The sequence below is a fragment of the Micromonospora sp. WMMD1155 genome (assembly GCF_029581275.1).
Classification (GTDB): Bacteria; Actinomycetota; Actinomycetes; order Mycobacteriales; family Micromonosporaceae; genus Micromonospora.
Map to the genome: position 1 here is coordinate 1,713,601 of NZ_CP120742.1, position 23,863 is coordinate 1,737,463.

Consider the following 23,863-nt stretch of genomic DNA (forward strand, 5'->3'; position numbering starts at 1 on the left):
CATCGGTCACCGATGACGATCGCCGACTCTGTCGTCTGTACCTGTGACCGATCCACACTCCACGAATGGAGGCAGCCATGACGTCAACCCCCGTGTCCAGCGCCGCCGCGCCCCCGGTCGTCGACCGGGAGACCTGGCTGCGTGAGCGCAACGAACTGCTGGCCCGGGAGAAGGCCCACACCCGCGAAGGAGACGCGATCGCAGCCGCTCGCCGTCAACTGCCGATGACCTTGATGCCGACGGTGACGGTGCGAGGCCCGGGCGGGGACACCCCGCTGGTGGAGGTGTTCGAGGGCCGCCGGATGCTCATCGCCTACTTCCACATGTGGCACGACGGCAACCCGTACGAGCATCAGTGTGAGGGATGCACCTTCTCGACCTGTCACATGCAGACACTGGACTACCTGCATGCTCGGGACGTCACCTACGCCGTGTTCTGCCAGGGTCCCTACGACGACAGTGCCCCGTTCGCGGAATTCATGGGCTACCGGTTCCCCTGGTACTCGGCGACGGACTCCGACCCGGCTCTGGTCGACGGTCGCGGCTTCGGGTTCATCGCGTGCTACCTGCGCGACGGCGACGAGGTCTACGAGACCTACTGGACCACCGGACGGGGCGTGGAGGCGTTGATGACCACCTACCACGCCCTGGACCTCACCGTGTACGGCCGGCAGGAAGACTGGGAGAACTCGCCTGAGGGCTGGCCGCGGCTCACCGGGCACCCGTGGCGTCTCGACGGCCGCCCCACCGCGCAGTGGTCACGCCCCGGCGTCGCACCGCGATGACGTCCTGATGATCGGGGTGATCATGCTCTTGTCGGCCAGTCGGCAGATCGAATGACGGTGGAGTACCAGGGGCCCGGTGCACGGGCCCCTGGTACTCCACGATCAGCGAAGCACCTCGACGGTGTTGCGGCGGACCAGGTTCTTGCCCGGCTCGCGGATCTGCTCCATCGCGGCCGAGTTGAGCAACACACAACTGCCCGACGGGCCGGTCACCGTGACGGTGGTCGCCCGGTTGTTGTCCAGGTTGGTCACCCGCAGCCGGGTGCCCACCGGGAACTGCCCGCTGGTGGCCGCCGGACCGGCGGCCTCCTCGAAGAAGGTGATCGCACCGGAGCAGGCCGAACGGGGTGCCGGGCCGGACGCGCCGGGTGAGGCGGCGCCGGGGCGTACCGTTCCGGGTGCCGGCGCGGCGGCGGGCGGCGCGGCACCGTCGAGGCGTTCCACCACGTTGCGGCGGATCACGTTCTTCCCGGGCTCCCGGACCAGTTCCATGGCGGCGGCGTTGAGCAGGACGCAACTGCCCGACGGGCCGGTCACCGTGACGGTGGCCGCCCGGTTGTTGTCCAGGTTGGTCACCCGCAGCCGGGTACCCACCGGGAAGCGATCGCTGGTCGCCGCAGGCGCCCCGCCCTCCGCGGAGAAGGTGACCGAACCGGAGCAGACGGACGACCGTGTCGGGGAGGTGCCGGCGAACCCCAGGTTGGTACCGACCGCTACACCCGCTGCGGCGAGCACCGCCACGCTCGCCGCCAGCACGTGCTTGCGCTGCACCCTCATCGCCGTCACTCCCGTCCTCGGTGTTTCCGTCACCGCCTGGTACGGACGGGAGCGCCCTACCGTTCAGCCGGCACGGGAATCGATCGGGCGACGGTCAGGTCCACCGGCCCGTACCTGGTGCGTGGCGCGCCGGTGATCAGCGCCCAGTAACGGTCCCCGTACGACCAGTGCCACCACTCGGTCGGGTAGTTGACCATCCCGACGCCGCCGAGGGCGTCCACCATGATCTGCCGGTGCCGGCGGGCGGTCGCGCTGATCGTCGGCGCGTCGGTGAAGCAGGCGTCGGCGCTGTCCTCCGGGGTCGCGTCGATGGCCGTACCGAGGTCGAGTTCCACGCCGTCGTCGGTGCACAGGGTCAGGTCGACGGCCCCGCCCGTGCTGTGCGGGGCCACCTCGACCGGTGAGACGAACTTGGTGGTCTCCCGGTGCAGCCGCTCGGCGGACCAGTCCGGGTGCCGACGACGCAGCTCGTCGCGGTAGCCGGTGAAGATGGCCGACTGCGCCTGGTACGGCCGGTAACCCTCGACCACCAGCAGGCGCAGCCCGGCGGGCAGGGCACGCTGCGCGGCCAGCAGGCGGTCCACGACCCCGGCGCGCAACCGGGCGTACGCCCCGGCGGGGTCGGCGGCGCGGCCGTCGAGGCGCAGCTCGGGCAGGGCCCGCAGGTCCACCAGCGGGTCGCCGTCGTCGGAGCTGGGCACGGCCGCCACCCGGGGATCGGAGAGCAGGATCATCGGACGCTCCCCGCCGTCATCGCGGGCCGTCCGCTGTGCCGGACGCGGGCCAGCTCGACGAGTCGGTCCACCACCTCCCGGTAACCGACACCGACGGCAGCCCACACCTTCGGGTACATCGAGTGCGCGGTGAAGCCGGGCATGGTGTTCAGCTCGTTGACGTACACCGCGCCGGTCTCCTCCTCGTAGAAGAAGTCGACGCGGGCCAGGCCCCAACCGCCGATCGCGGCGAACGCGCGCAGCGACAGGTCACGGATCCGCTCGGTCACCTCGTCCGGCAGGACGGCGGGGACGATCATCGGGTCGGCGTCGCCGAAGTACTTCTGCTGGTAGTCGAACCAGCCGCCGACGACCTGCACCTCACCGACCGCCGACGCCTCGGGGCGCGAGCCGCCGAGCACCGCGCACTCCAACTCGCGACCGGTGACCCCCTGCTCGACCATGACCACCTGGTCGTGGCGGAGCGCCTCCGCCACGGCGGCGGCCAGGTCGTCGCCCTCCCCGACCCGGGTGATGCCGATCGAGGACCCCATACCGGCCGGTTTGACGAAGAGGGGTCGGCGCAGCCCGGCGACCAGTTCCTCCGGGTCGTCGACCGTCCGGAAGGTGTGCGAGTCGAAGGCGACGTACGGGGTGACCGGAATGCCCTCGGCCCGCAGCGCCCGCTTCATCGCCACCTTGTTCATGCCCACCGCGGAGGCGAGGATGCCGCAGCCGACGTACGGCACGTTCAACGACTCCAACAGCCCCTGGACCACACCGTCCTCACCGAACGGGCCGTGCAGCACCGGGAAGACCACGTCCAGCTCGGCGTGCACCGCCCCGGGTGCGTTGGCGGCGGCCACCTGCACGACTCCGGGGCGCGGGCCGCGACGCAGCTCGACGGCCGGGCCGGTGACCGTCAGTTGGTCGTCGATGGCCCGCTCGCCGGCCGGCCGGTCGCGCAACTCGGCCAGGACCGCGTCGGGCATCAGCCGGAACCCGCCACTGCGGGTGACACCGATGGCGACCGTGCGGTAACCGCTGCCGGTGAGCGCCCGGGCGACTCCGAGCGCCGACGCGCAGGACACCTCGTGCTCGGCCGACGGGCCGCCGAACAGGATGCCGATCCGAACGGGTGCGCTCACGCCGCCACCCCCTCCGCCGCCGTCACCACGATGGGCCGCTGGACCACCAACCGGGCCAGCAGCGACGCCTCGACGTTTCCGCCGGTCAGCACCACACCGACCGTCCGCCGCCGACCGCGGCCCACGCCCGCGTCGCCGGAGAGCCGGAGCGCACCGGCCAGCCCCGCCGCACCGGACGGCTCGGCGAGCACCCTGAACTCCATCAGGATCAGCCGGAAAGCCGCACTGATCTCGTCGTCGTCGACCCGGACGACTCCGCGCAGCACATCGCGCACGATGGCGAACGGCAGCTCACCCACGCAGGTCGGCCGCAGCCCGTCCGCGATCGTGGGCGCGGGCGCGACCGGCACGCGCTCACCGGCCGCCAGGCTGCGGGCGAGCGAGTCGCAACCCATCGGCTCCACGCCGTACACCTCGATGCCTTTCCCGGCCGCGGCCAGGCACGCGCCGGCCACCCCACCACCACCACCGACGGGTACGACGAGCGCGTCCAGCGGTGTGCCCGCGCGCTCGGCCTCCTCGATCAGCTCCAGGCTGGCCGTCCCCTGCCCGGCGATGACGTCCGGGTGGTCGTACGCGTCGACGACCGGATGACCGGTCTCGTCGCTGAGCTTGTCGGCCGTCGCCACCCGCTCCTGCACGTCGGTCCCCGCGAGGACGACGCGCGCCCCCGCCACGCGGGCCCGGTCGACCTTCGTCGGTGCCGCGTCGACAGGCAGCACCACGGTCGCGGCGAGCCCGTGTTCCCGGGCGGCCAACGCCACCGCGATCGCGTGGTTCCCGGTGCTCTGCGCGATCACGCCGGAATGGCCGTCAGCGGCGAGCCGACCCACCGCCCGCAGCGCGCCCCGCATCTTGTACGAGCCGCCGTTCTGGAGGTTCTCGGCCTTCAGCAGGATGCGCGCCCCGGCCAGATCGTCGATCACCGGGGACCGCAGCACGGGGGTGCGGACCACCCGTCCGGCGAGCCAGTCGGCGGCCTCCCCGACATCGACCCGGACCCGGCCAACGGTGCGTGACATCGTTTCTCCTTTCGGGCACGCCGCAGGTGGGGTCCAGCGGTACGCGGACCCCGAGCGGTGTGGTGGAAGCGTCAGTGCGTGTCGGGTAGTCGGACGTCGACTCTCAGGCCGCCGTGCTCGGCGGGCCGGGCCGCGATGGTGCCGTCGTGTGCCTGGGTGATCGAGCGGGCGATGGCCAGGCCCAGGCCGGCGCCCCCACCCTGCGCGGTGCGGTCCCGGGCCAGTCGGCGGAACGGCTCGAAGAGACCGGCCACCGCTTCGGCGGGTACGGGCTGGCCGGTGTTGACCACGGACAGCGCCGGTTCGCCGCTCACCACGACGGTGAGCGAGCCGCCGCGCCGGTTGTACTTGATCCCGTTCTCCACCAGGTTGGTGACCAGGCGCTCCAACAGCACCCGTTCACCGACGACGATCCGGGGCGCGAGGTGGGTGTCGATCGTGACGTCGGCCTCCCGGGCCCGGTCCTGATAGCCGGCTAGCACCGCCTCGACGATGGTGTCGAGGCGCTGCGGTATCCGTGACCGCAGGCCCTGGTCGCTCTCGCTGAGCGCGAGCAGACCCTCGATCAGCCGCTCGTTGCGCTCGTTGGTCTCCAGTAGTTGGCTGGTCAGCAACTCCAGCTGTTCGCCGCTGAGCGCTCGGGCCATCCCGACCTCGATGAGGGTCCGCTGCACGGCGAGGGGCGTGCGCAACTCGTGCGAGGCGTTGGCGGCGAAGCGCCGCTGCCCGTCGTACCCGGCGGAGATGCGTTCCATCATCGCGTCGATCGCCCGGGACAGCTGGGCCAACTCGTCGCGACCCCGGGGCCGGATCCGGTGACCGAGGTTCTGCGGGCCGACGTGCTCGATGGGCCCGGTCAGGTCACGGACCGGACGTAGGCACCACACCGCGCCGAGCCAGACCCCCACCAGCGCGGCCACCGTCACGAGCAGGACGGCCGCCAGGGGCAGCACGAACGCCCCCGGGCGTACGTCCGCGCAGACCGTGTACAGCCCGGGTATCGGCAGGTCGCAGAACTGCTGCCCCCAGGTCCAGGTCACCCCCGTCAGCCATGTGCCCAGTGTCGGCAGCGCGGGCCCGGCCAGCAGGGCCAGCAGACCCACGAGCAACACCCGACGTCGGGGCGTCCAGGTCACGCCGTCCCGCCGATGCGGTAGCCGGCCTTCGGAACGGTGTGGATGATCGCCGGATCGCCGAGCTTCTTGCGCAGGGTCATCACGGTGACCCGTACGGCGTTGGTGAACGGGTCCGCGAACTCGTCCCAGGCCTGTTCCAACAGATCCTCGGCACTGACGACCTGGCCGTCCGCGCGCAGCAGCACGTGCAGCACCGCGAACTCCTTCGGGCTGAGCGGGAGCGGGCGGCCGTCCCGGGTGGCCGTGTGCCGACCCACGTCCAGCACCACGCCGTCCTGGGCGAGCACCGGCGGCAGCGCGGGCGTGGACCGGCGGCCGAGAGCCTGCACCCGGGCGACCAGTTCGGCGAAGGCGAACGGCTTGGTGAGGTAGTCGTCCGCGCCGAGGCCGAGACCCTCCACCCGGTCGCGGATGCCGGCGGCGGCGGTGAGCAGCAGCACCCGCGTGCCGACCTGGGCGTCGGTGATGCTGCGGCACACCTCGTCGCCGGTGTGCCCGGGCATGTCCCGGTCCAGCACCGCGACGTCGTACCGGTTCACCCCGATCCGCTCCAACGCACCGTCACCGTCGTAGCACACGTCCACGGCCATCGACAGGCGGCGCAGCCCTTCGGCCACCGTGTCCGCCAACAACCGCTCGTCGTCCGCCACCAGCACCCGCACGTCGTCCGCTCCCCCGAGTTCCGCTTACCCGGCATACCGTGGCAGGCCCGGGTTAAGGGTTCTGTAAGCACCCGCCGACAGCCATCGTCCACGGCATTGCCCCAGGGACAAGTAGCCGCGACCCAGGTGGCCGCCGGATTCGTCCCATTCCCGCACCGCCCACGCCCCGAGTCCCGCCCGCCCCGACGGCACGTAACGGAGAGTGAGCCGCGTCACCCAAGCACCGGGGGGCCGTTCGACCCGACAAGCGATATACCTCTGAGTCATAAATATGACTCAGAGGTATATCGCTCTCTGCCCTTCCTTCCTCCGGGGAGGTGACGCCGCGTGAGCACGGGTCGCCGGGCGGGTCAGTCGCAGGCCGTGCCGTCGCCGTCGCGGTCCAGGTCGTAGATGTCGGACCCGATGACGCGGATGGGGCCGCTGACGTAGGCGGGTCCGTCGCCCCTCTTGGGCAGGCAGTCGACGTCGCTGGCGATCGGGACGCAACCGCTGTAGTTCGGGTCGCACTTCGACGACTGCGGCTTCTTGGTGCCGACGGCGACGACCTGGGTCACGGGCTGCTTCGTCACCGTGGACTTGACCAGCTTCCGGGCCGTCCGCACCCCGTCGGTGGTGGTCACCTCGTAGGTCAGGGTTCGTACCCCGTTGACGCCCTTGGTCCGGACGACCCGTTTGCCCTCGGCCAGGGACGAGTCCTTGACGGTCTTCTCGGCGTACCGGATGGTGGCCTGCTCGGTCTCGGTCGTCACCTTGCCGACCGGCGCGGGCGCGGCATCCGACGGGCTGGGCGAGGCCGTTGCCGACGGTGCGAGGGCGTCGGGTGTGGCAGTCGGCGCGGCGGCCGGAGTCGACGTCTCTTCGGTGGGCTCGACGGACGCCGCCACGATGGGCTGCTGCGCCTGGTCGGCGGCGGTGCCGGTCTTGGTCGGCTCCGAATCGCCGGTCAACGCGCCGATGATGGCGGTGCCGGTACAGCAGAGCAGCAGGATCGACAGGGTCACCGAGCCAAGGATCACGGCGGTACGGCTGGCGGGACTGGCCCGACGGAACCAGTTCGGGCGGGCCGCCTGACCAGACGACGGGTACGGCGGGCCCGGATTCTGTGGTGGTTGCATCGTCACGGCGATGAGTGTCGTCGCAAACACCGTCCGCAATATCATCCGTCGCGCTCGTCACCTGCGCCGTTCGCTTCGCACCGATGATCCGTGGGCGCGTCCTCGGACGACGAGACGTCACCCGGGGCAGCCCTCCAGGCCGGTCGGCCACGGCCGATCGTGCGGCTGCATTCGCCGACAAGCTTCGCAAATCCGCATCCACCACACCCTTACGCGAGCCACCGGGCGGTCCACCAGCGGAGGAGGACCGGGGATGTGTCGCGATGTCGTCAGCAGACGGGCTCAGCGGCCCGAGCCGACCCGGCGATCCCGCCGACCCCGCAACGAGCTGAGCCCGACCAGCAGCAGCGCGATCGCGAACATCGCGGTGCCGATGACGTTGACCTGCGGTGGGATGCCCCGCTGGGCAGCGCCCCAGACGTACATCGGGAAGGTGACAGTGGTGCCGGCGTTGAAGTTCGTGACGATGAAGTCGTCGAAACTCAGCGAGAAGGCCAGCAACGCGGCGGCCACGATTCCGGGCAGCACCAACGGCAGGGTGATCCTCCGGAAGGTCTGCCACTCGCTGGCGTAGAGGTCCATCGCCGCCTCCTCCAGCCGCCGGTCCATCCCGGCCAGCCGCGCCTTCACGGTGACCACCACGAACGACACGCAGAACACCACGTGTGAGATCACGACGGTCCAGAAGCCCTGCGGCACCCCGGCGGACACGAACAGGGCCAGGAGCGACGTGCCCATCACCAGCTCCGGGGTGGCCAACGACAGGAAGACCAGCAGGTTGATCCCGGTCCGCCCGCGGAAGCGGTGCCGGACCAGCGCGAACGCCATCAGGGTGCCGAGCACGGTGGCCACGACGGTGGCGAGGAACCCGATCTGCACGCTACGGACCACGGCGTCGCACATGTCCGAGGTGGCGCACGGCCGCCGCCAGTTGTCCAGAGTGAACTCGTGGAAGTCGTACGACAGCCGGTTCGACGGGCGGTTGAACGACAGCGCCGCCACCACCAGATTCGGCAACGCCAGGTAACCGAGCACCAGCAGCGCCATGATCAGCACCCAGCGGTCGGCCAGCCACCGCGCGATCCTCACCGCACCTCCTCCCGGCCGACCGTGCGGAGATATCCGTAGACCACAGCGAGGATCGCCGCCATCAGGAGGACCGACAGCACGGCGCCCTGCGGGTAGTCCAGCCGGACCAGGAAGGCCGAGTCGACCACGTTGCCGATCATGTATTCGTTCGGGGTGCCGAGCAGCTCCGCGTTGATGTAGTCGCCGCTGGCCGGGATGAAGAACAGCAGCGTTCCGGCGACCAGACCGGGCATCGACAGCGGCAGCGTCACCCGACGGAACGCCCGCACCGGGCTCGCGTACAGGTCACCGGCCGCCTCCAACAACCGGGGATCCAGCCGCTCCAGGCTCGCGTACAGCGGCAGCACCAGGAACGGCAGAAAGGTGTACGTCAGGCCGAGCACCACCGCGAACGGGGTCGCCAGCAGCCGGCCCTCCGGTGCGAGCAGGTGCACGTCACGCAGCACACCGACGAGCGCCCCGTTGTCCGACAGGACCGTCTTCCAGGCCAGCGTCCGGACCAGGAAGCTGGTGAACATCGGTGCGACCACGCACACCAGCAGCAGGTTCCTCCACCGACCGGCCTTCACCGCGATCGCGTAGGCCAGCGGGTAGCCCAGCAGCAACGCCACCACCAGGGCCGATCCGGCGTAACCGAACGAGCGGAGGAACTGCGGCCAGTACGCCTGCACCACGTCCGGGTAGTTGCCGAACGCCCACGTCATCGCGTAACCGGTGGTGAGCGAACCGCTGGGATCGTAGAGGCTGGCCGCCGCGAGCTGCGCCAGCGGCACACCGAAGAAGAGCAGCAGCCAGGCCGCGCCGGGGAACACCAGGAGGTACGGCAGGAGCCGCAGCCGCGCCCGCCGGGTCACGACGACGCGCTCAGCAGGAACGCGTGCCGTGGATCCCAGTGCGCCACCGCCGTACTGCCGACCGCCACCCGCGTCGACGTTCCACTGTTGGCCGCGAACACCGACAGCTCGGCGCCCCAGCCGGTACGCAGCAGGTACTGCGTGCTGACCCCCACGTAGGAGGCGTCGGTGACCACCCCGCTGACGTGTTGATGCCCCCCGGGCACCTGGTCGGCGGAGCCGACCAGAATCAGTTTCTCCGGGCGTACCCCCAGGTGGACCGGCCCGTGGTCGGCCCGGCAGCGGCCGACGGGCACCGAGAAGCGCGCGCCGTGCGCCGTCACCGTGACGTCGCCGCCGCTGACGCCGGTGGCCTCCCCGGCGAGCAGGTTGGACTGGCCGAGGAAGTTCGCGACGAACGCGGTGGCGGGGAACTCGTAGATGTCGGCGGGCGCGCCGAGTTGCTCGATCCGGCCGGCGTTCATCACCGCGACCGTGTCCGCCATGGTCATGGCCTCCTCCTGGTCGTGGGTGACGTGCACGAAGGTGATGCCGACCTCGGTCTGGATGCGCTTCAGCTCGATCTGCATCTGCCGCCGCAGCTTCAGGTCGAGCGCGCCCAGCGGCTCGTCCAGGAGCAGCACCTGCGGCCTGTTGACCAGCGCACGGACCAGCGCGACCCGTTGCTGCTGGCCGCCGGAGAGTTCGGCGGGGCGACGGCTGCCGTAACCGTCGAGCTGTACCAGCGAGAGCATCCGGTCGACCTCGTCGTCCACCGAGCGGATGCCGCGTCGACGCAACCCGAAGGCCACGTTCTCGAAGACGTCGAGGTGCGGGAAGAGGGCGTAGCTCTGGAAGACCGTGTTGACCGGTCGCTGGTGCGGGCGCAACCGGCCGATGTCCCGGTCGCCGAGCAGCACCTGACCGCTTGTCGGCTGCTCCAGACCGGCGATCATCCGCAGGGTGGTGGTCTTGCCGCAGCCGGAGGCACCGAGCAGCGCGAAGAAGGAGCCCTGGGGGACCGTCAGGCTGAGGGCGTCGACAGCGGTACGGGTGCCGAACCGCTTGGTCAGGTCGGCCAGCCGCAGATCGCCGGCCGGCGTCTCGCGCGCCATCCGCGTCACGCTCCGATGACCTGCTGGAACTTGCCCTCGTACTCCCTCTCCTGCTTCTCGTCCAGGGTCATGAACACCGTGGCCCGCGACAGCAACGCCTCGTCGGGGAAGATCAGCGGGTTGGCCGCCGACTCCGGGTCGATCTTCTCCATTTCGGCCTGGGCTCCCCGGACCGGGCAGATGTAGTTGACGTACGCGGCGACCTTCGCGGCGACCGCCGGCTCGTAGTAGTAGTTGACGAGCTGCTCGGCGTTGGCCTTGTGGGTGGCCTTGTTGGGCACCAACATGTCGTCGCTGTAGAGCATCGCGCCGGAGTCGGGGGCGACGAACCTGATCTTGTCGTCCGCACCAGCGAGTTGGATGACGTCGCCGGACCAGCCGATGCACGCGGCGATGTCACCCTTGGCCAGCTCCGGCGCGTAGTCGTTGCCGGTGAACCGGCGGATCTGCCCGGAGTCGACGGCCTTCCTGAGCTTGCTCAGCGCGTCGTCGAACTGGGCGGGGGTGAAGTTCGCCGGGTCGTGCCCGTTCGAGGAGAGCAGCAGGCCCATGGTGTCGCGCATCTCGCTGAGCGCGGTGACCCGGCCCTTGAGGTCGGGGCGGGTGAGCAGCTCGTCGACAGTCCGCAGTTCCTTCGTGACGTTGCCGTTGTACGCCAACCCGGCGAGCCCGGACTGCCACGGGATGGAGATGCGGTTCTCGGGGTCGAAGGAGCGGTCGAGCAGCGACGGGAGCAGGTTGGCCCGTACGTTCGGGATCCTCGCCGGGTCGAGCTTCTGCACCCAGCCGAGCCGACTCACTCGGGCCGCCATCCAGTCACTCAACACGATGATGTCCCGGTCGATGCTCTGGCAGGCGGCGAGCTGGTTCCGTACCTTGCCGAAGAACTCGTTGTTGTCGTTGATATCCTCGGTGTACGTGACCTCGATGCCGGTCTTCGCGACGAACTCGTCCAGACTGGGCCGCTTGGACTCGTCATTCTCGTCCACGTCCAGGTACTGCGGCCAGTTGGAGAACGCGAGCTTCTTCTCGGTGCCGGACAGGTCCTCGCTGACGCAGCCGGCCTCGGTCTGCTGGGCGCCCTCGGTGCCGCAGCCGGCCAGGCTTCCGCCCGTGGTGAGCAGGGCGACCGCGCCCAGAGTGCCGGTGAGTAGTCCACGCCGGGAGAGGGGCCGGAGGGGCGCGCGCATCAGTTTTCCTCAGGGTCGGTGCGGTGGACGCCTGACACGATGACAAACCCGCAGCGCCGAAAGAGCATCGGGGCCAGCGTGTCACCGCCGGTACAGGCGGCCGTCACACTCAGCTCGATCCGCTCGCCTCCGCGCGCCTTCCCGGCCGCGGCTTGATCGAGTCGCCTTCCGAGGGCTTGATCGACTCGCCTTCCGGGAAACCGGGCTATCCGTGCGCCGGGATACCGCGCTTTCCGTGAACCCGAGTGGATCAGCGGTCGGCGCGGCCAGCGAACAGCGGTCGACCAGGCAACAGCAGTCCTTCAGCCGCCCAGCGATCAACGGGCGGGCAGGCGGCCAGCGATCAGCAGCCGGGCAGGCGGCCAGGGCTCAGCGGTCGGGCCGACGGACGCCCTCGACGAACGCCGACCAGGCGGTCGGTGCGAAGGTCAGGGTGCCGCCCTCGCGGTCCTTGCTGTCCCGCACCAGCACCCGACCGGGCAGGTTGTCGGCCACCTCGACGCAGTCGCCACCGTTGTTGCTGCTGCGGGTCGCGGTGCGCCAACGGGCGTCGGTCATCTCCATGTCGTGGCCACTTCCCTGATCAGCTCGGTCGACCGGCGTTGGGGTAACGCCTCACCGGTGACGCTCTCCCACCTGCGTCCCAGGCTAGCGACATCGACGGGATCGGTCACGATCTGGCCACGGAGCTGGTTGTCGAGATACGCCAATTCCGTCCCGTCGGGCAGACGGCCCAACACGAAGGGGCCGGCCAGACCGGTGTGCCACGGACTGTCGGCCGGGATGACCCGAACCTGCACGTGCTCCCACTCGGCGACCGCCGCCAGGTGAGCCAACTGCCCGAACATCACCGCGCGGTCGCCGACCAGGCGGCGCAGCACCACCTCGTCGATCACCACGACGAGCTGCGGCGGGGCATCGCGGCCGAGGACCGCCTGCCGTTCGAGACGGCTCGCGACGATCAGGTCCACCTCGGACGGTGCGACGAGGCCGCCGGTGCCCAGCACCGCGCGAGCGTACCCCTCGGTCTGCAGCAGGCCCGGCACGAGCAGCGGCTGGTAGGACCGGATCGAGATGGCGTCCTGTTCGAGGTCGGCCCACGGCCGGAACCACGGCAGGTCACGGCGGCGGAACGGCTCCGGCCAGAGGTCGGCCGCGTCCCGGCCGAGGACCTGGGCCACCGCCACCCGGGTACGCGGATGCGGGATGTGCCCCACGGCAAGCCACCGCGCGGTCGTCTTCGGGTGGACGCGAACCTTCTCCGCCAGCGACTCGACAGTCTCCCCCGCCTCAGCCATCGCCACCCGCAACGCCTCGTTCGCCACCGGAGCCTCCCGCCCGCCAGGCGCACACCGTGACCTCGTTCGATGTACGTTGCGGCGCATGGTAACCACGCTGCGTGGTGGTGTCTGCGGCCTACCGGCGTGTGGCGGTCGGACGTTTCGGCGCACTTTCAGAACGCCCCCGGAACGCCCCCAAGCCGCCCCACCAACGCCCCTCGACCAGCCAGCGCGCCCGTGGCGACGGACCAAGTCCACATCGCCGCCCCCCGCGGCGACTGATCCACTCCACATCACCCCCCCGCGGCGACTGATCCACTCCACATCGCCGATAAGGCGGTATCAACCAGCCCCAACACCGCCACATCGCCGATCTGCTGTAGGCCACCCAACGCCACACCCCCGCGCCCACCCCACACCCCGCCCACACCTGTTGATCAAGAGGTTTCGGTCAAAGACCGGCGCACTCTTGACGCAAACCTCTTGATCAACACCAAGGAGGGTGGGAGCAGCCCGGGGGGCGGGGGCAGCCCGGGGGGCGGGGGCAGCCACGGGCGGGGGGCAGCCACGGGCGGGGGGCAGCCACGGGCGGGGACAAGGAGCGGGGCGCCCGGAGGGGGATGGCGCGCGCCGGGGGGGGTTAGTGGTTCGGGGGGATCACCCGGAGGTGGCCTCGGCGGCCGGTGGAGTGGGACTGGTCGGGGTGCGACCGGTCGTGGGCCTCCTCCGGAGGGCGGGGGGCCGGGCGGGCGGCTTCGCGGACCGCCTCGGCGAGCGCGACCAGGTCGTCGGTGGTGGGGGGCGGCGGCTCGAACTCGCCCTCGTGCCGGACCACGTCCCAGCCCCGCGGTGCGGTCAGGCTGCGGGCGTGCGGCTCACACAGGTCGTACGTGTGCGGTTCGGCGAACGCCGCCAGCGGCCCCACCACCGCTGTCGACTCGTTGTAGACATAGGTCAATGTGGCGACCGCTTGCCGGGGGCAGCCGTTACGGGAGCAGCGCCGTGGTGACCTCACGGCGGCAGGGTATCTCCATTACCGGGTCCGGCGCACCGCTTCGCGTTGCGACACGCCCGTCATGGTGATCACAGTTGACCGTTCTGGGCGCGCCGCGCCACAGGAGCGGCGCTACCGCTGACCAGTCCGGCACGGGCGCTACCCTTTGCCTCATGACAAGCCCGGAACACCGCCGCCCCGGCTCCGGCCGGCGTGCGCACCGCGACCGGCACGGGCGCGGCCTGCGCGGGCGGCTGGTGCCGGCGACCGTGCCGTTGGCGCGGACCAAGGCCGAGGTCTTCGACGACCTGGTCCTGGACACGGTGGAGACGCTGGAGCGCCGGTTCGCCAAGGAGTTGGCCGGAGTCGAGTTCGCTGTCGAGGACGTCCCACCGGACCTCAACGTCTACGACTCCGACGTCCTGGAGGACGGCGAGGTTCCGCTGGCCCGACTGCTGCCCGGTCGCCCGGGCCGACAGGAGGTGCCTCCGCGGATCGTGCTGTATCGGCGACCCCTGGAGTTCCGGGCGATGGACCGTGAGGATCTCGCCGACCTCGTCCACGACGTGATCATCGAGCAGGTGGCGAACCTCCTCGGGGTTGACCCCGACGAGCTGGCCTGAGCAGCCCGGCCGTGCGCCGCGCGATCAGCCGGCCGAGCGCCACACGGCACCGGGCCGAGCGAGCAGACCGAGGGCCGAGCACCGCACCGAGCGAGCAGACCGAGCACCGCGCCGCACCGAGCACCGCACCGAGCGATCCGGCGCCACACTGCGCCGGGCTGGGCGATCCATCCGAGCGGAGCGGTCCGGCCGTGCGCCGCGCTGAGCGGCCTGAGCCGCGCGCTGCGCCGAGCGACCCCCCGCGGGCCGGACTCCGCTCCGGTCGAGCTGCCTTCCGGGTGTGCTGTCGGGCGGCCCCCACCGCCGACGACCGCACACCACTCAGGCGGCCCGCCGCTTCAACTTGCGCCGCTCCCGCTCGGAGAGCCCACCCCAGATGCCGAACCGCTCGTCGTGGCCGAGAGCGTATTCAAGGCATTCGGTCTTGACCTCGCAGCGCCCACAGATCCTCTTCGCCTCGCGGGTCGAACCGCCCTTCTCGGGAAAGAACGCCTCGGGGTCGGTCTGCGAGCACAGTGCTCGCTCCTGCCACTCCGGCGCGTTTCCGAGCAGGTCGGCCACCTCAAGCTGGCCGTCCATCAAATGCCTCCTTGTCGCGCACCGGCGTCATCGCCGCTGCAACCCCCCACGCGAAAGGCGTGCTTGTCCGTCCGGTCCCGTTTTGTTGCGTTCCGTGCGAACAACCCCATTCAAATTACACGCGTGTAATACGTGCGCCGTCAAGCCAAACTTGATAATGGAGTCGCCCTCCCGACACCCCCGGCCAGCCTTCCAGGCCGTCCAGCCTCGCAACCTGCCCTATCGATTCAGACCCCGGCCGAGTAACGCCCTCCCCGGCGAGTCGCCCGACTTTTCTGCCGTGGCGCTCCCCTGACGGGTCGCCACCAGGCACCTCCACCCTCAAGCTGATCTTGGTGGGGGACAGGTTAACGCGGCACGGCACAGACCGCCCGCCAAGCAGTGGACAGCACGTACGCCCCGTCCACATTGTGGACGGGGCGAGACGCGAAAATCGGTGCGGAGAGGTCAGCCGGCGGCCCCGAAACCGCTGCTCGGCCACACGAACTCGGCTATCCCTCCACCATGGACAGAAACCGTCCCGGCGGACGTCTTCTCGTCCCACCAGACGGTATAAATTCCGGCCGGTAGATCCGGGTAGACCGCACTGTGGAACGAGCCGTCCCGCACCCGGCGCTCACGAACCGCCGAGTGGACCCGACGGTCCTCGTCCCGGCTGATCTCGATCTCCCGGCCGTGCAGGTCCCGGCTCGTGTAGACGATCAGGGCACCGGTGTCGCCGCCCAGTTCGAGAACGACACTCCCGGTCTCGGACGGCCCGTACGCGTGCTCGTGCACCCGCTGCTCCCCCGCGCCGATCAGGACCCCGCCGACGGGTTGTTGAACCCGTCGTACGGCGTACCCAGGTAGGGGAAGGTGGCGAGGAACGGCGCTGTCACGTCGGCGGCGCTCAACCCCGGGGTCACCGCGGCGGCCGCCGCGTCCGGGCGGAACGTCTTGTCCACCAGCGGGACGGTCAGCCCCGCGATCGCCCGCAGCGCGATGCTCACCACGTCGTCGCCGACCCGCCGCCCGTTCGGGAAGCCGGCCAGGTCACCGCCGAGCACCCCGAACCGGTCCGGGCGGGCCGTGGGCCGGATCGCGGTGTTCAGCCGCAGCATGTCCGCCTGCACGTCGCCGGTGGCGTTGGTGAAGCCGTCGATCAGCCCGGCCGGTACGCCCGTGAGCAGGATCGCCACCAGGTCGGCGCGAGCCTTCTTCGCCTTGGTGAGCTTGTCCAGGTTCGGGAACACGTCCGGGTAGAGCGCCGGCAGCAACGCGGCCAACTCCGGCTGCTCGACGAACCGGGCGAACCGCTTGTCCTCCGACGGCGGCAGCGAGTTCCACAGGTCCTTCTTGGACATCGGCACGATGACCTCGTTGAACAGTGGATTGCCCAGCCGGGAGACCTGGGTGAACGGGCCGGTGGCGGTGTCCGCCGCGCCCCGGTCGCCGAGCACCCGCACCTGCCGACGCGACGCCGACGTCCACACCCCGATCACCGAAGCCGGGTCACCGACGCCGTACCGGCTGGCGCGCCGACGCACCCGGTCCAGTGGCACCTGGACGGCGATGCTGTGCACGTTCATCCGGTCGGTGGCGTTGACCGGCTCCCCCTCGGCCTTGAAGATCTTCTTCCCGGCGACGTGCAGCTGCTGGAACGGCCGCAGCGTGCCGAGATCGAAGATCGCCCCGAGGTCGACGAAGAACCCGTCCGCGCGCTGCCCGGCGAAGACCCGCTCCCCGGTGGACAGCGAGTAGGTCGCCTGCCGCACCAGGTCGGCGTACTTCGGGGTGGACAGCGGACCGACATTGCACGGCGGGCAGGGCAGGCGGTGCGCCAGCCGCTGCTCCCGGCCGTCGGCCACCCGGGTCAGGCTGTAGAACTGCCGCCGGTTCCAGGTCTTGCTGTCGAGCGAGTCGATCGGGCCGGTGTTGTAGAGAAAGCTGTTCGGGTTGGTGATCTCGGTGGTGAATTCGAACCGGTAGGTGACATCCGGGCGGCCGTCGCCGTCGTTGTCGATATGGATCTCGTAGCGCACGTCGTCGCCGAACTCGAAGAAGTTCGGGCCCCCGGAGGGCAGCTGCAACGGAACGTAGTTGGCGATCAACGTGACCGTGTCGCGCTTGTCCGGCTGACGAACGCGTACAGGTCGGAGCTGTCGGCGACCGGATCCTTGGCGATCTCCGGGGCCTCGCGGTGGGAAGACATGGCGGACCAACCTCACTGGGCGGGATCGGGGAGCGGGGCGGGGTGTCGGGTCAGCGCCGGGCGGCGCGTCGCAGTCGATCCGCCAGGCCGCGGTCGCGTACCTCGATCCGGGTCTCACCGACGAAGACGTCCATCGTCCCGGAGGCGGCGTCCCGCAGGTGCACGATGATCGGCTCGTCGGCCCGCTTGGCCGCACCGGGGGCGTTCTGGGCGGCCGACAGACCCGGCACGGTGAGCGCGGCGGCGCCCAGGGTGGCGGTGGCCGCGGCGGTCAACGTCTGCCGGCGGGTCAGTCGCGGCCACTGCCGCTTCCGCTGATCACTGGTCATGGGCAACCTTTCCGGCGGCGGCGCGAACGCGCCCGCGAGAACGGACGGGTCCGGTGCCGTCCAACGACGCCGGGCCCCGAGGGGGACATCGGCGGCGGTCCTCGCCGCGACCGCCACCGGCATCGCGTGGTACGGCCGGGGGCGGGGAAAGGTTCGACGTCAGCGCCGGGCGTGACCGTACGCAGTCGTCCGCTTGCGCGCCGGACGCCCGGCCGCGGTGGCGATGGCCCGCAACTGCTCCTCGGTACGCGCCGAACCGTTGCCGGAGCCGGCCATCCGGGAGATGGTCTCCTCGATCAACGTGCCGCCCAGGTCGTTGCAACCGCCCTGGAGCATCGCCACGGTGCCCTCGTCGCCCAGCTTCACCCAGGAGCACTGGATGTTGTCGATCCGGCCGTGCAACAGCAGCCGGGACATGGCGTGCACCACCCGGTTCTCCCGCCAGGTGGGCCCGGGTCGGGCGATCCCGGCCAGGTAGATCGGGGCGTTGGTGTGCACGAACGGCAACGCCACGAACTCGGTGAACCCGCCGGTGCGGTCCTGCACCCCGGCCAGCACCCGGAAGTGCGCCAGCCACTGCCCAGGATGGTCGACGTGGCCGTACATCATCGTGGAGCTGGACCGGATGCCCAGCTCGTGGGCCGTGCTGACCACCTCGACCCAGGCGGCGGCGGGCAGTTTGCCCTTGGTCAGCACCCAACGCACGTCGTCGTCGAGGATCTCGGCGGCGGTGCCCGGGATGGTGTCCAGCCCGGCCTCGCGCAACTGGGTCAACCACTCGCGGACCGGCACACCGGCCTTCGCGGCGGCGGTGACGATCTCCATGGGTGAGAACGCGTGCACGTGCATCTCGGGCACCCGGGCCTTGATCGCGCGCACGATGTCGGCGTACCCGGTGACCGGCATCTTCGGGTCGATGCCGCCCTGCAGGCAGACTTCGCCGGCCCCGGCGGCCCACGCCTCCTCGGCCCGGTCGGCGACCTGGTCGACGGAGAGCCGGTACGCGTCGGCGTCCCGTTCACGCTGCGCGAAGGCACAGAACCGGCAGCCCACGTAGCAGACGTTGCTGAAGTTGATGTTGCGGTTGACCACGTAGGTCACGTCGTCGCCGACCACGTCTCGGCGCACGTCGTCGGCCAGACGGCACAGCTCGTCGAGCGCCCGCCCGTCCGCGCCGAACAACGCCAACGCCGCGTCGGCGTGCCGGGGGTCGAGCAGCGCCGCCGGATCGTCCGCGGCGAGCCGCAGCCCGGTCGACAGGTCACGGTCCGCGGCCACCATCGGGGGTACGCCCGCGCGACGCGCGACCGCCTCCGGGGCGACCTTGCCGGCCACCTCGGACCAGTCCCCGTAGACGCTGTCGAAGTCACCCCGCCGGTCGTCGGTCCGACCGGTGGTGTCGATCGTGGCGTGCAGGTCGACCCGCCCGCCGAACGTCTCCTCCGGCTCCTGCCACAGCAGACCCTGCGGCCGAGCCGACTCGACAGCCATGCCGGTCGCCGGATCGGCCAGCGCGCTCACGTGCGGCAGCAGCCGAGGATCGAGCCACGGGTCGCCCGCGCGCACGTACTCCGGGTAGATCGTCAACCGCTCCCGCAGCGTGAACCCGGCCAGCTCGGTGTGCCGGGCCAACTCCTCGATCTGCGGCCACGGACGCTCCGGGTTGACGTGGTCCGGGGTGAGCGGCGAGACGCCACCCCAGTCGTCGATGCCGGCCCGCAACAACAGGTCGTACTCGCCCGCGATGAGGTTCGGCGGAGCCTGGATCCGGGCCTTCGGGCCGAGCAGCAGCCGGGCCACCGCCACCGTGGCGGCCAGGTCGTGCAACTCCGCGTCGGGCATGCCGCGCATCGCCGTGTCCGGCTTGGCGCGGAAGTTCTGCACGATCACCTCCTGGAGGTGGCCGTATTCCCGGTGCGCACGGCGGATCGCGAACAGCGCGTCCACCCGCTCCGCCGGGGTCTCCCCGATGCCGATCAGGATGCCCGTGGTGAACGGCACCCCCACCCGGCCCGCGTCGTCGAGCACCCGCAACCGGACCGCGGGCTCCTTGTCCGGTGAGCCGAAGTGCGGGCCTCCCGGCTCGGACCACAGCCGGGTAGCCGTCGTCTCCAACATCATGCCCATGCTCGGCGCGACCGGCTTGAGCCGCTGCAACTCCGACCAGGACAGCACCCCCGGGTTGAGGTGCGGCAACAATCCGGTCTCCTCCAACACCGCCACCGCGCAGGCACGCAGGTAGTCCAGCGTGGAGTCGTAGCCCCGCTCGTCCAACCAACTCCGGGCCGCCGGCCACCGCTCCTCCGGCCGGTCACCCAGGGTGAACAGGGCCTCCTTGCAGCCCTGCGCGGCACCCTCCCGGGCGATCGCGAGGACCTCGTCGCGGTCCAGGAACGGCGCCGGCAGCCGGTGCGGAACCGTCGCGAACGTGCAGTAGTGGCAGCGGTCCCGGCACAGCCGGGTCAGCGGGATGAAAACCTTCTTGGAGTACGTGACCACACCCGGCCGCCCGGCGTCGCGCAGCCCCGCGTCCCGGATCCCCCCGGCCACCCGCAGCAACTCGTCGAGCGCGTCACCTCGGGCGGACAGCAACGCGGTCGCCTCGTCGACATCCAGCGCCCGCCCGGTCGCGGCTCGGCCCAGCGCCCGCCGCACACTCGCGTCGCTCGGGCCGGGGTCGCCGCTCAGACCGGAGCCGCCGCTCAGACCGGAGCCGCCGCTCAGACCGGAGCCGCTGCCCGGGCTGGAGTCGCCGCTCAGACCGGAGCCGCTGCCCGGGCTGGAGTCGCCGCTCAGACCGGAGTGGATGCGATCAACCATCCGCTCAGCCTATGCGCAGCGCGAGCCCGCTCGATCGGCCAGTGCCCGCACCGTGAGAAACGGCCCACCCCGGCTCCCGCCCGGCTCGGCACCGGCGCGGTGACGGTGCCCGCTGATCTCGCCGCGCCGGGCGCCGGCGATCCACCTACCTGGTGATCAAATGATGAAAAGTAGGTCCCAGAGCGTCTGTGGACCTACTTTTCATCACTTGATCATGGAGTCCGACTCAGCGGGGCTGGTCGGGGTGCTCGCCGGGCTTGATGTGCTGGGTGCGGTCGTCGTCCGAGTCGGCGGGGCGGGTGATCGCCTGCGTCGGGTCGGCAGGGCGGGGAATCGCCTGGGTCGGGTCGGCGGCGGTCGCGTCGGCGGGGCGGGTGATCGCCTGGGTCGGGTCGGCGGCGGCTGAGTCGGCGGGCTGACGCGGGATGGCCTGCGTGGGATCGGCCGACGGCGGCTGCCCGAACGGCGGCGCGGCAGGAGACGGCGGTGCCTGGTTGACCGGCGGGGCGGACTGCGGGTGCGGCGGCGCCGACTGCGGCGCGGACTGGAACGGCGGCGCGGACTGCGGGTGCGGCGGTGCCGACTGCGGCGCGGACTGGAACGGCGGCGCGGACTGCGGGTGCGGCGGCGCCGACTGCGGGGCCTGGAAGGGCGGGGACGGCTGACCGAACTGGCCCGGGAACTGCGCCGACGGGTACCCGCCCGGCTGACCGGGAGTGGGCCAACCGCCCTGCGGCTGCCCACCGGGCTGACCTGGCCAACCACCCTGCTGCTGCGGCCAGCCGCTGTGCGGCTGACCGGGCTGCGGCTGACCGTAGACGCCGGGCTGGGGCTTGGGCCGCGGCACGTAGTAGTGGGCACGCCAGACGGTGTAGACGACCCACGCGGCGACCGCGAAGACGACCATCCAGGCGAACCGGGTGAGCACGCCGAGCAGCGCGTCGAGGATCTCGGCCTGAGCCAGGCGGCCGACGGTCCAGATCAGCATGGTCAACGTTCCGAAGAACGCACTGACCGCGTACTCGACGAGGGCGACCTGCGTGATCAGCTTCGCCTTCGGCAGCACCGGCGAGATGTGCGTGGCGAGCAGCACGGCCAACAGCGGCAGACCCACCGCCTCCACCCCGATGAACGAGTAGAAGGCGCTGCCCGACCGGTCGGTGAAGGTGCCGTAGTCGCTCGGAGCGATCAGCCGGAGCAGGCCCACGAAGAGGAACACGGCGTTGGCGCCGAGCAGCGCGAGCGCGGCGAGCTCGCGTAGTGGCTTGGTCAGCTGACGGGCCTGCGACGCGTCGGTCGACGCGGGCTCGGCGGGGCTGGTCACGAACTCCCCCTCGGGGCAGGAACGGACAGGGCGCACGTGAGCCTAGTCTCCCGGGTCACCGGCGGACCGGAGGCGTCACGTGCGCGAGGATGGTCGACATGCGCATCGTGGTTCTGGCCGGCGGCATCGGTGGCGCCCGGTTCCTGCTCGGCGTCCGGGCGTACGCCCGGGACGTCGGCGCGGAGGTGACCGCCGTTGTCAACGTCGGCGACGACCTGTGGCTGCACGGGTTGAAGATCTGCCCCGACCTGGACAGCGTCATGTACACGCTCGGCGGCGGCGCCGACCCGGAGCGGGGCTGGGGTCGGGTCGGCGAGAGCTGGACGGTCAAGGACGAGCTGGCCGCGTACGGGGCACAGCCGACCTGGTTCGGCCTCGGCGACAAGGACATCGCCACGCACCTGGTGCGTTCCACCATGCTCAACGGCGGTTACCCGCTGAGCGCGGTCACCGAGGCGCTGTCCAGCCGCTGGGAGCCGGGGGTACGCCTGTTGCCGGCCACCGACGACCGGCTCGAGACGCACGCCGTCGTCGAGGACGAGCAGGGGCAGCGGGCGATCCACTTCCAGGAGTGGTGGGTGCGGTACCGGGCGGACATCAATACCCGGCGCTTCGTGTTCGTCGGCGCGGAGACGGCGAAGCCGGCACCCGGGGTGCTGGAGGCGATCGGTTCGGCCGACCTGGTGCTCGTCGCGCCGAGCAACCCGGTGGTGAGCGTCGCGCCGGTGCTGGCCGTACCGGGGCTGCGCGAGGCAGTCGTGGACGGCCCGGCGCCGGTGGTGGGTGTCTCGCCGATCATCGGCGGCGCTCCGGTGCGCGGGATGGCCGACCGCTGCCTCGCTGTGCTCGGCGTCGAGTGCAGCGCCGCCGGGGTGGGCCGCCTGTACGGAGGCCGGTCGGACGGTGGCCTGCTGGACGGGTGGCTGGTGGCCGAGGAGGACGCGGGCACTGTGGTGCCCGAGATGACGGTCCGGGCGGTGCCGCTGCGGATGACCGACGAGGCGGCGACGGCGGCGATGGTCCGCGCCGCGGTGGAGTTGACGTGAGGTTGGAGATCCTGCCGGTGCTCGGCATCGGCCACGTGACCGAGGGTGACGACCTGCCGGCGGTGATCGCGACGGCGGCGCCGTGGCTACGCAACGGTGATGTGCTGGTGGTGACCAGCAAGATCGTTTCCAAGGCGGAGGGGCGTCTGGTCGACGTCCCGGCGGACGGGCCGGAGCGGCTGGTGGCGCGGGACGAGATCCTGGCCGGTGAGACCGCCCGGGTGGTCGCCAGCCGAGGGCCGACCCGGATCGTGCAGACCCATCACGGCTTCGTGATGGCGTCGGCGGGTATCGACGCGTCGAACGTGGACAAGACCCGACTGGTGCTGCTGCCGGTCGATCCGGACGCTTCGGCACGGGCCCTGCGCGAGGCGCTGCGGGAACGCTACGACCTGGACGTCGCGGTGATCATCAGCGACACGATGGGTCGACCCTGGCGCAACGGGCTGACCGATGTGGCGCTCGGGGTGGCGGGAATGCCGGCCATCCGCGACCACCGGGGCGAGGTGGACCCGTACGGCAACGAGCTTCAGTTGACCCAGATGGCAGTGGTGGACGAGCTGGCAGGTGCCGGCGAACTGATCAAGGGGAAGTGCGACCAGGTTCCGGTCGCGGTGGTGCGGGGCTACCTGTCCGCCACCGACCCGGATGACGCCGCCGGTGCGCGGGTCCTGGTCCGCGACGCCGCACAGGACCTGTTCTCGCTCGGCACCGCCGAGGCCCGGGCCGCCGGGCTCGCCGACGCCGCCGCGCTGACCGACGCTCTCGGCTCGACGCCGGCCGACCTGGGCGCGGTACGGCGGGCGATCGACGCGATCGCCGACGTCGTCGCCCCCGGCACGGTCTTCACCCTGGTGGACGAGGCGGAGGTACGCGCCGGACTGGTCGCCGAGATGCCGGGCTGGCCCGAGGGTGCCGCGCTGGTGTTGGGTGAGGCTCCGACGCCCGTCGAGCCGCTCGGTCTGGTCCGCTTCGGCGCCGACCTGCACCGACTACGCGTCGCCCTGGCCGCCGAGGGTGTCCAGTCGACCCTGTTGCCGCCGCCGCCGGGCAGCCCGGCGAGCGCCGCGCTCGCCCTGTGAGCGACGG

The 23,863-nt window shown here is 71.2% G+C and carries 23 protein-coding genes and 1 pseudogene; 4 read left to right on the forward strand and 20 right to left on the reverse strand.

Going from position 1 to position 23,863, the window contains the following annotated elements; all coding sequences use genetic code 11:
* Positions 1-77 precede the first annotated feature (77 nt).
* Complete coding sequence (locus tag O7617_RS07535; protein ID WP_282262444.1) at positions 78-785, forward strand: DUF899 family protein; 708 nt, start codon at positions 78-80, stop codon at positions 783-785.
* 102 nt (positions 786-887) lie between these two features.
* Here the strand turns inward: O7617_RS07535 and O7617_RS07540 are convergent, their stop codons facing one another.
* From O7617_RS07540 to O7617_RS07605, 14 genes are all read right to left on the reverse strand, one after another.
* Positions 888-1,562 (reverse strand): hypothetical protein, encoded by a 675-nt coding sequence (locus O7617_RS07540; protein ID WP_282262446.1) that lies wholly within the window; start codon positions 1,560-1,562, stop codon positions 888-890.
* Positions 1,563-1,618: 56 nt separating this feature from the next.
* Complete coding sequence (locus O7617_RS07545; protein WP_282262447.1) at positions 1,619-2,296, reverse strand: M15 family metallopeptidase; 678 nt, start codon at positions 2,294-2,296, stop codon at positions 1,619-1,621.
* Entirely contained in the window at positions 2,293-3,423 is a 1,131-nt protein-coding gene (locus O7617_RS07550; protein ID WP_282262448.1) for a D-alanine--D-alanine ligase family protein, read from the reverse strand. The genes O7617_RS07545 and O7617_RS07550 overlap by 4 nt, the downstream gene beginning before the upstream one ends.
* Positions 3,420-4,445, reverse strand: coding sequence for a pyridoxal-phosphate dependent enzyme (locus O7617_RS07555; RefSeq protein WP_282262449.1), 1,026 nt, complete (start codon positions 4,443-4,445; stop codon positions 3,420-3,422). Before O7617_RS07555 ends, O7617_RS07550 begins: the two co-directional genes overlap by 4 nt.
* A 71-nt stretch (positions 4,446-4,516) precedes the next feature.
* Entirely contained in the window at positions 4,517-5,581 is a 1,065-nt protein-coding gene (locus tag O7617_RS07560; RefSeq protein ID WP_282262450.1) for an ATP-binding protein, read from the reverse strand.
* Positions 5,578-6,243 (reverse strand): response regulator transcription factor, encoded by a 666-nt coding sequence (locus O7617_RS07565; protein ID WP_282262452.1) that lies wholly within the window; start codon positions 6,241-6,243, stop codon positions 5,578-5,580. The genes O7617_RS07560 and O7617_RS07565 overlap by 4 nt, the downstream gene beginning before the upstream one ends.
* 350 nt (positions 6,244-6,593) lie before the next feature.
* Positions 6,594-7,247: a G5 domain-containing protein gene (locus tag O7617_RS07570; protein WP_282262453.1), complete on the reverse strand. Its 654-nt coding sequence runs from the start codon at positions 7,245-7,247 to the stop codon at positions 6,594-6,596.
* Between the two features lie 396 nt (positions 7,248-7,643).
* On the reverse strand, positions 7,644-8,450 hold the full coding sequence (locus O7617_RS07575; RefSeq protein WP_282262455.1) for an ABC transporter permease: 807 nt from the start codon (positions 8,448-8,450) through the stop codon (positions 7,644-7,646).
* Positions 8,447-9,304, reverse strand: a complete 858-nt coding sequence (locus tag O7617_RS07580; RefSeq protein WP_282262456.1) for an ABC transporter permease — start codon at positions 9,302-9,304, stop codon at positions 8,447-8,449. Before O7617_RS07580 ends, O7617_RS07575 begins: the two co-directional genes overlap by 4 nt.
* Complete coding sequence (locus tag O7617_RS07585) at positions 9,301-10,398, reverse strand: ABC transporter ATP-binding protein (RefSeq protein WP_282262457.1); 1,098 nt, start codon at positions 10,396-10,398, stop codon at positions 9,301-9,303. Before O7617_RS07585 ends, O7617_RS07580 begins: the two co-directional genes overlap by 4 nt.
* 5 nt (positions 10,399-10,403) lie before the next feature.
* Positions 10,404-11,588, reverse strand: coding sequence for a spermidine/putrescine ABC transporter substrate-binding protein (locus tag O7617_RS07590; protein ID WP_282262458.1), 1,185 nt, complete (start codon positions 11,586-11,588; stop codon positions 10,404-10,406).
* Positions 11,589-11,957: 369 nt separating this feature from the next.
* Complete coding sequence (locus O7617_RS07595) at positions 11,958-12,152, reverse strand: DUF397 domain-containing protein (RefSeq protein WP_282262459.1); 195 nt, start codon at positions 12,150-12,152, stop codon at positions 11,958-11,960.
* Entirely contained in the window at positions 12,143-12,886 is a 744-nt protein-coding gene (locus tag O7617_RS07600) for a DUF5753 domain-containing protein (RefSeq protein WP_282264665.1), read from the reverse strand. The genes O7617_RS07595 and O7617_RS07600 overlap by 10 nt, the downstream gene beginning before the upstream one ends.
* Before the next feature lie 622 nt (positions 12,887-13,508).
* Positions 13,509-13,883: a DUF3499 domain-containing protein gene (locus O7617_RS07605; protein ID WP_282262460.1), complete on the reverse strand. Its 375-nt coding sequence runs from the start codon at positions 13,881-13,883 to the stop codon at positions 13,509-13,511.
* Positions 13,884-14,035: 152 nt separating this feature from the next.
* Between O7617_RS07605 and O7617_RS07610 the strand changes: the two genes are divergently transcribed.
* Positions 14,036-14,485 (forward strand): metallopeptidase family protein, encoded by a 450-nt coding sequence (locus O7617_RS07610; RefSeq protein ID WP_074316962.1) that lies wholly within the window; start codon positions 14,036-14,038, stop codon positions 14,483-14,485.
* 321 nt (positions 14,486-14,806) lie between these two features.
* Here the strand turns inward: O7617_RS07610 and O7617_RS07615 are convergent, their stop codons facing one another.
* From O7617_RS07615 to O7617_RS07640, 6 genes and pseudogenes are all read right to left on the reverse strand, one after another.
* Entirely contained in the window at positions 14,807-15,064 is a 258-nt protein-coding gene (locus O7617_RS07615; protein ID WP_088986255.1) for a WhiB family transcriptional regulator, read from the reverse strand.
* A 447-nt stretch (positions 15,065-15,511) separates the two neighbouring features.
* Positions 15,512-15,841, reverse strand: coding sequence for a phospholipase (locus O7617_RS07620; protein ID WP_282262461.1), 330 nt, complete (start codon positions 15,839-15,841; stop codon positions 15,512-15,514).
* Between the two features lie 20 nt (positions 15,842-15,861).
* A pseudogene (locus O7617_RS07625) lies at positions 15,862-17,255 on the reverse strand (DUF4331 domain-containing protein).
* Between the two features lie 50 nt (positions 17,256-17,305).
* The gene (locus O7617_RS07630; protein WP_282262462.1) at positions 17,306-17,584 is read right to left on the reverse strand and encodes a hypothetical protein; all 279 of its coding nucleotides are present in this window, start codon (positions 17,582-17,584) and stop codon (positions 17,306-17,308) included.
* Between the two features lie 159 nt (positions 17,585-17,743).
* On the reverse strand, positions 17,744-20,404 hold the full coding sequence (locus O7617_RS07635; protein ID WP_282262463.1) for a bifunctional FO biosynthesis protein CofGH: 2,661 nt from the start codon (positions 20,402-20,404) through the stop codon (positions 17,744-17,746).
* 226 nt (positions 20,405-20,630) lie between these two features.
* Positions 20,631-21,728, reverse strand: coding sequence for a hypothetical protein (locus O7617_RS07640; RefSeq protein WP_282262464.1), 1,098 nt, complete (start codon positions 21,726-21,728; stop codon positions 20,631-20,633).
* Between the two features lie 98 nt (positions 21,729-21,826).
* On the opposite strand from O7617_RS07640, the gene cofD reads away from it, so the two are divergent.
* The gene (gene cofD / locus O7617_RS07645; RefSeq protein ID WP_282262465.1) at positions 21,827-22,774 is read left to right on the forward strand and encodes a 2-phospho-L-lactate transferase; all 948 of its coding nucleotides are present in this window, start codon (positions 21,827-21,829) and stop codon (positions 22,772-22,774) included.
* Complete coding sequence (locus O7617_RS07650; RefSeq protein ID WP_282262466.1) at positions 22,771-23,856, forward strand: coenzyme F420-0:L-glutamate ligase; 1,086 nt, start codon at positions 22,771-22,773, stop codon at positions 23,854-23,856. The genes cofD and O7617_RS07650 overlap by 4 nt, the downstream gene beginning before the upstream one ends.
* Positions 23,857-23,863: the final 7 nt, after the last annotated feature.